Here is a 7,471-nt window from a genome sequence, read left to right as displayed (position 1 = left end):
TTGGCAAATATTTTTTGCCAGCTCGCAACACACATTGCTTCCCAACTCCCGATGAATACAGGTATTCATCGGGTAATTTTCTGGCAAAATCGATCACGCGCGGCTGTAGAAACGGCATTCTAACCTCGACGGAACTTGCCATACTCAAACTATCGACACGCCTTAGGATGTAATAAGGAAACCTTGATTTAGAATCGTACCTCAAAACACTTTGCATACGACTGCGATTGGGTGCGGGTTCTATGGGTGGAGCGTAGTTGGTCTCGCAAAGGTTCTCGAGATAACCCTTCTTGAAATACGAGCCGTTTCTGAAAGGCGAGATGCCATAAATGGCGAAGAACTTTTCAAACCAGTTCTCGTCTGTGTCTGTTGCAGCCCGGATCAGGCGGTCATAGCCGCAGAACAGTTCGTCAGCGCCTTCTCCTGTAAACGCGACCTTGTATCCGGAATTGCCGATTTCCTTGAAAAGGCAATACGTACTTAGGCAATGTGGCGCATAATTCGGTTGATCGAGATGTCGGATGTATTCGGCCACATAATTCGGCAACTGCGCGACATCGACCTTTATGTGTTCAAGCTTCACATTATGGGCTTGCGCAACCATCCGCGCGTAGTGACTTTCATCGCCCGGCCAATGATGATCGTAGCTGATGTGAAAAGCGTCGAGTTTGTCCGTGTATTTTTTTACAATCGAGGTAATGTAGCTGGAATCTAGGCCTCCACTGAGAACCGAACAAATGTTGACGTCCACGTCCGCCATGCTTGCAATTTCTTGATGCAACAGAGCATCAAGCTGTTCAGATGTTTGGTCGAGCCCGTCTATTTGCAGGGGTGCGAATTCATGCTGATAAGTGCCCAGACGATGGCCACCGGAGGTCGCGCTGTAGCTCAGCGTTTCTCCTGAACCCAGGACATTCACCCCTTCATATACGGTGTCAGGTCCCCAAACCGCCTTGCGTGAAACATACTCGTAAACGAAACCATCTCTTATTGAGAACGGGTTTGGAGTGATTTCATTCAGAGCTTTCAGCGATGATGCAAAGTACAAACCCGTCTCATCGACACGATAAAACAGGGTCTTCATCGCCGACTGATCGGAAGCCAAAAAGGCGGATACGCACTTTCCCTCTGCATCCAATTCCAGAATGGCTATGGCAAACATACCTTCCAGGCGGGTCAGGAAGTCTTTCCCGAATTCCTGGTAGAGCGGCAGAATGATATTTCCGTCACAAAAATCTGAAAATGCGTAACCTTGGCAAACTAACAACTCTCTTAAAGCTCTATGATTATAGATTTCTCCGTTAAACACGCAGATCAGATTGTTAAGCTGAAACGGTTGTTTGCCACCATCGATTCCCTGAATCGCAAGTCGGTTAGCACCGATGCTCCAGTTTTTCCCATGTTTGACCCACTGTTGGTCCGGCCCACCGCTCAACATGCAGCGAGAAGCACGAAAGAGATTTTCCTCGTCGACCTCTTGGTCACTGACAACACCAAAGATCCTGCACATCCTGAGAAAATCCCCCAATAGTGGACCCTATTTCGCGATACCAATCGGGACCCTTGTGATCCCGACGCTACCCAGTCAGCGGACGCCGCTCGGACACGAAATCGCAGTTCGCCAGGCGAACCACCGGACTTCCGCGTCATGATTGGCGCAGACATTCCGCTTCAGGCATGAGTGAAATCGGTTCGTGCACTCAATTGCTTACCCAACGAAGGCTGGACAAATTGTTTGCTTACGAACTCGCGCGTGGGAAGTGGATGAGGCTGAAGATATTGAAGAAGCTAGGCACTTTTTTGAAAAACGAGGATCTTTCGTGAAATTGCTTATTATTGTTGAGTAGATTTCTACCCATTACGCGTCGCTGACAAAATCAGACTTCGCCAAGCCATGCTTCCGCATTTTGTCGTAGAGCGCCTTGCGCGACAGTCCAAGTGACTTGTGGGTCTCCTTCAACTTGCCGCCATTTGCGCTTATCGCTGCAGCTATAAGGGATTTCTCATATGCGGCCACTTGATCCGCCAATTTTTTTGGTGCGGCGTTCTCGGTTGATGCATGCAAGCCCAAGACGAAGCGCTCTGCCGCATTGCGCAGCTCTCTGATGTTTCCGGACCAGTCGTGCGCTGCAAGCTGAGACAATTGAGCGGGCGAAATCCAGGGAACTGGGAGAGTGTAGCGCTCAGCCACTTCACGAGCGAAAATCGTGAACAGGCCTGGCACATCTTCTCGGCGATCAGCCAAAGGCGGCAGGGCAAGGGAAACCACATTCAGTCGATAAAGAAGGTCAGCGCGAAATGCACCTTTGGCCACGGCGTCTTCCAGATAGGTCTTTGCCAGGGCAATGACACGGATGTCCAAGGGGATGGCGTCATTTGAACCAAGGCGCGTCACCTGCCTGTTGTGCAGCACATCGAGAAGCTTGGCTTGCAATTGAATGGACAGGCTGTCGATTTCATCGAGGCACAAGACACCCCCACGCGCATGTTCAAAACGCCCGACACGCGCGCTCATAGCACCCGGGAAAGCGCCTGCCTCGCTTCCAAACAACTCGTTTTCCATCAGAGCCTCAGGCAGGGCAGCGCAATTGACTAGAACAAAGGGCTTCTGTGCACGATTGCTGACGCGATGAATCGTTCGGGCGCAAACTTCCTTTCCCGTGCCGGTTGCGCCATGGATCAGAATATCGGCATTGACAGATGCAAACGCCGCGACCTGACGGCGCAAGTCGTGCATGATCTTGCTGCGCCCGGTTAGGCGCGCCTCGATTATCTTGGGCGAATTGAGTTTGGAGTGCAGCTCTTTATTCTCAAAGGCGAGTTTGCGCAACTCGGAGGCTCGGGCAACTGTTGCGATGAGACGGGCCGGTTCACACGGTTTCTCCAGCACGTCGTAAGCCCCCTGCTTCATGCATTTCACCGCCAGCTCAACGTCACCGGGGCCTGTCAGCAGGATCACCGGAATACCGGGATCGCGCTTGTGAACCTCCGCCAGAAATCCAATGGCGTCCATATCCGTCATCCGGATATCGGTGACAATGACGCCCTCGTATCCAGCATTTACCTTGGATAACGCGGCATTCGCATCAGAACAGCGGCTGGCTTCGACCTCTTCCAGACCATAGGTCTGCGCGGTCACTACGCGCAAATGCGCTTCATTTTTTACAAAGAGAACTTTCATGGCTCCGCCACCCCTTTGGATCTTGCTGCGTTCGCAGGCACGAGCGCCGCTATCAACAGAGCGTTTCCGCGGGGATGCTTGATCACCGTCACTTTTCGACCGGCCCGCCTGATGGTTCCAAGGAAACTGGACCAGGCAAGCCCCGTGCTGACGCCGGGTTCCCGTGATGTGAACAGGGTTTCGAACGATTTGACTGAAAGGCCTATTTGACAGACATGTTTCGGGAAACCTACCGCGTTGCCGAGGTCGTAATCCGATGCATCTTCCGCTTGACAGTTGACCCCAGAGTCGACCCGCAGTGTGGCATTGCTTTCAACTTGCAATCGGGTAAAGAAAGCAGGTTTTACCCTTGGAAAGGTGAGCCTGCTCAAGGCGAATGGCACAGCTGCCAAAGCGAGCAGAAAGAATGTCGCGCCAGACATTGCTGGACTTTTGGGCGCCTGATTTAGCATCCCGTTGCGAACCCCTCTTGTCTCGAGATCTGGACATGTCACGGCTTCTTGTTGCTGCGTATAACCTGGCAGACCGATGCCAGCGCGGCGCAGCAGTTTGCAAAATCGATCTTTGGCTGTGGCGGCCAAGTCGACGCCGTGCCCTCTTCCGGTTCGTGTCGCCAATGCCGGTTCTTCTTGCTTCGCAGCCACAAACATCAAACAAGAGCCCTGGAGGTGCTGCACCCCTCAACTCTGAAACTCAACTCCAATAGAGCCGCATGGGATTATCAACCAGCAGCTTGCGTTGCTTTTCTTCGCTGCCAGCGATTTTAGGTATCAAATCAACAAGTTGACCGTCATCAGGCATGTGGCTTTTCATGTTCGGATGCGGCCAGTCGGTGCCCCAGAGCACGCGGTCCGGATAAAGGTCCACGAGTCGTTCCATAAAGGGGACGACGTCAGAGTAGAGATCCTGGCTCCCACCCTGCCGAGTAAGCCGCTCTGGACAACTGACCTTGGCCCAGTATTTGTCGTTTGCCATCAGATCGACAAAGGTCCGAAAATCAGAATGACCGAGCCCCTTCTCAACGTCTGGTCGCGCCATGTGGTCGAAGACCACTGCAACAGGGAGGCTTTCGAGGAACACCATCGTGGAAGAAAAGTCTGATGCCTCCACATAGACGACGATGTGCCAACCCAAAGAGTGGATCTTCTCGACGATCCTCTCGTAGTAGGAAAATGACTTTGGCTCGACGAGGCGGCGTACAAAGTTGAAGCGCACTCCCCGAACGCCTGCTGTGTGCAACTTGACCAATTCCTCCGAGGCGACGTCGTCGCTCACGACCGCAATGCCACGTGCCATGCCTCCGGACGCCTGCAAGGCATCGATGAGCGCGCCGTTGTCGTGCCCGTGGCAAGAGGCCTGAACAATTACATTGCGTTCAAAGCCAAGATGATCGCGCAAGGCAAAGAGCTGATCCTTGCAAGCCGTACAAGGCGTGTACTTGCGCTCGGGCGCAAAAGGAAAGACCGCCTCAGGGCCAAAGACATGGCAGTGCGCGTCTACCGCACCGGGCGGCGGGGTCCACCGTGGCTTACTCGGAACTCGATTCCAGTGTTTCCAGTTGAGGTCCATGGGCATCAGGTAGCCTCCAGTACAAAGACGGTACCATCCATATGCTTACGCGCGCTGAGCGGGGTGGCAAACCTGTTGACAAAGTCGAATTGGGCCTATTGCTTGCCAAAGGACAGGAATCTTGAAGGGGCAGCCTTGTTTGCATCGACATGGGGTGCCCAACGTCAAACGATTTCAGCCAGATTCCTGCCCCCCACTTTCCTGAGAAAATGGGTATGGCAACACCTATGAATTGAATCTATGCAACTCGCTCTCTCCTTTTGACTTAAAACCGGTTTGATTGTCCGTTAAGGCTCATGTTCCGCTGCCTGGAAGTCTAGAGGTAGAGGGGCACCAGTCTTCTCGGTTTTCGCGCGCGCTAAGAACGGAAATCAGATTCAGGAGTATTCCCATCGAGACGCTGGTTGAATTCATTTGACGATCACTTCCGGCCCCATCGTACTGTTGGGCAGGAACGTCGAGATTGCCGGGATGTAAGTAATCATGATCAGGAAGACGAACAGAACGGCAAGGAACGGCAAGGATGCCTTGACGACGTTCATCATCGGCATGCGTGCGACACCCGACGTCACAAACAGATTGAGTCCGACAGGAGGTGTAATCATGCCAATCTCCATGTTGACAACCATGATGATACCGAGGTGAATCGGATCAATGCCGAGCTCGATGGCAATCGGAAATACCAGTGGTGCAACAATGACGAGCAGGCCTGAGGGCTCCATGAACTGACCGCCAATTAGCAAGATCAGGTTCACGATGATCAGGAATACAACCGGTCCAAAACCCGCGCCCAACAGCACTTCGGTAATTTTTTGGGGTATTTGTTCGTCTGTCAGCACATGCTTCAGGATGAGAGCATTCGCAATCACGAACATGAGCGTAATGGTCAGTTTGGCCGCATCGAACAACGTTTTTTGCGTGTCCGAGTGGAAAAGGGCAGTCACTAGAGCGTAAGGCTTTTCCAGCAGGCTGTACCGACGGTCTCCATCTCGAAGCGGCCCCATATCACGATAAATGAAGCAGGAAACAACGAAGGCATACACGGATGCGACAGCTGCAGCTTCCGTTGGTGTGAATATGGCCCCTGTCAGGCCGGGTATACCGTAGATTCCCACCATGATGATGACGATGAGCAACAATCCCCATGCAGCATCTTTGAAAGAGGCATAAATCTCAGCCAGGCCGGCGAACTCACCTGCTGGCATATTCCGCAAGCGCGCCATGACATAGATTGCAATCATCAGCAGGAGACCTGCCATGAGGCCGGGAATAACACCTGCCAAGAACATCCGGCCGACCGATACGTCGACCGAAGCAGCATAAACGACCATGACAATGGAAGGTGGGATGAGTATCCCCAAGGTGCCTGCGTTGCAGATCACGCCAGCTGCAAATTCCTTTGTATAGCCAGCCTGCTTCATCGCCGCGATGACAATGGTACCAATTGCTACAACCGTTGCGGGTGACGAGCCCGACAACGCCGCAAACATCATGCAAGCGAACACGCCTGCAATCGCCAATCCACCACGAAAATGGCCGACACATGCGATCGAAAACCGGATAATTCGCTGTGCAACGCCGCCGGTCGACATGAAGGATGACGCCAAAACAAAGAAAGGAATGGCGAGAAGAGTGAAATGACCTTCGAAAGCATCAAACAACGTGCCGGCAACAGACGCCAACGAAGCGTCCGAGAACCACAACAGAAACAGAATAGAGGAAAGACCAAGGGAGAAGGCAATAGGGACGCCAATGATCATCAGGCCTATGACGAGACCAAAAAGAACTGCCACTTCCATCTATTTTTCCCCCTCGATAGCGTTCGCAGCGTTTTCAACTTCGTCTTCAGCTTCATGACCCGCTATCAGGCGGTCGATATCCCCACACCAAATTCGCCATAACGCCTGCAAAGATCTGAGGAGCAATAGGCCCATGCCCAACGGAAGAACCAGGTAGGGGATGACCCGCGGCATTTTTTCGTAGGGCTCGCCCGCGTTAAACCAGGCTTCGAGGACACGCATGAAATCCGGAATGGGCGTGCTGGTTGTTTCGTACCAACCCTTGCCGCGAAAACTGTCTTCAAAGCCCAATGGAAACCAGCGGCCTTCCGTTTGTGGAAGTTCCGCAAAATTTGCCCAGAAATCCCAGGCCCCCTTGAACATCAAAAGCGAGAATGCAACGACAGCTGCACCTGCTACGAGCCCAATGAGGCGGCGGGTCGCAGCGGTCACTGCATTGATCAGGACATCCACGCCAAGGTGGGCCGACTTCTTGAGAGCATACGAGGCTCCCAAAATGACAAGCCAGGCAAAGAGAAACACCGTTACTTCCAATGCCCAAAGAATATTAAAGTTGAAGACGTATCTGGTGATCACATTGGCGAATGTGATGACGGTCATGATCCCAAGGATCGCTGCCAGCACTCGTTCTTCCAAGGTGTCGATAAACCCGCCGAAATTAGTCAAGGCGACCCCCTACCCAGTTCAAGCCAAACGTGCCCCAGCCTCTTGCCAAGCCTAGGGCACATCCTGTTGCGTTTAGTCAGTTGGCAGCATTGATCGATTGGGCGGCGGCAATGTTCTCGACACCAACATCACCCTCGAATTGTTTCCAGACCGGCTTCATTGCTTCGACCCAGGTGGCACGCTGATCCGGGGTCAACTCACGGACGATCCCACCTGCATCGATGATGGATTGTTTGGCTTCCGCATTTACCCGCGT

5 protein-coding genes and 1 pseudogene are annotated in these 7,471 nt (G+C 52.8%); all 6 read right to left on the bottom strand.

The features are described from left to right. Window positions 1-1,528, bottom strand: a 1,528-nt coding sequence (gene asnB / locus K5905_RS22665) for an asparagine synthase (glutamine-hydrolyzing) (RefSeq protein WP_297588083.1), incomplete at its 3' end; no start/stop codon positions are given. A 330-nt stretch (window positions 1,529-1,858) separates the two neighbouring features. Beyond that, window positions 1,859-3,181, bottom strand: coding sequence for a sigma-54 dependent transcriptional regulator (locus tag K5905_RS22660; protein ID WP_297588079.1), 1,323 nt, complete (start codon window positions 3,179-3,181; stop codon window positions 1,859-1,861). A gap of 693 nt (window positions 3,182-3,874) precedes the next feature. Next, the gene (locus K5905_RS22655) at window positions 3,875-4,756 is read right to left on the bottom strand and encodes an amidohydrolase family protein (protein ID WP_297588076.1); all 882 of its coding nucleotides are present in this window, start codon (window positions 4,754-4,756) and stop codon (window positions 3,875-3,877) included. Between the two features lie 404 nt (window positions 4,757-5,160). Then, window positions 5,161-6,549 (bottom strand): TRAP transporter large permease, encoded by a 1,389-nt coding sequence (locus K5905_RS22650; protein ID WP_297588073.1) that lies wholly within the window; start codon window positions 6,547-6,549, stop codon window positions 5,161-5,163. After that, entirely contained in the window at window positions 6,550-7,215 is a 666-nt protein-coding gene (locus tag K5905_RS22645; protein ID WP_297588070.1) for a TRAP transporter small permease, read from the bottom strand. 76 nt (window positions 7,216-7,291) lie between these two features. Then, a pseudogene (locus tag K5905_RS22640) lies at window positions 7,292-7,471 on the bottom strand (C4-dicarboxylate ABC transporter); the annotation flags it as partial.

Origin of the sequence: Roseibium sp. (assembly GCF_025698965.1) — a bacterium.
GTDB lineage: Bacteria > Pseudomonadota > Alphaproteobacteria > Rhizobiales > Stappiaceae > Roseibium.
The sequence above is the reverse complement of the archived record's forward strand: the minus strand, read 5'-3'. Positions and strand labels throughout refer to the sequence as shown.

Excerpts from the sequence above, each read along its gene's own strand:
- K5905_RS22655 (WP_297588076.1), bottom strand. The coding sequence starts at position 4,756 with ATGCCCATGGACCTCAACTGGAAACACTGGAATCGAGTTCCGAGTAAG.
- K5905_RS22650 (WP_297588073.1), bottom strand. The coding sequence starts at position 6,549 with ATGGAAGTGGCAGTTCTTTTTGGTCTCGTCATAGGCCTGATGATCATT.
- K5905_RS22660 (WP_297588079.1), bottom strand. The coding sequence starts at position 3,181 with ATGAAAGTTCTCTTTGTAAAAAATGAAGCGCATTTGCGCGTAGTGACC.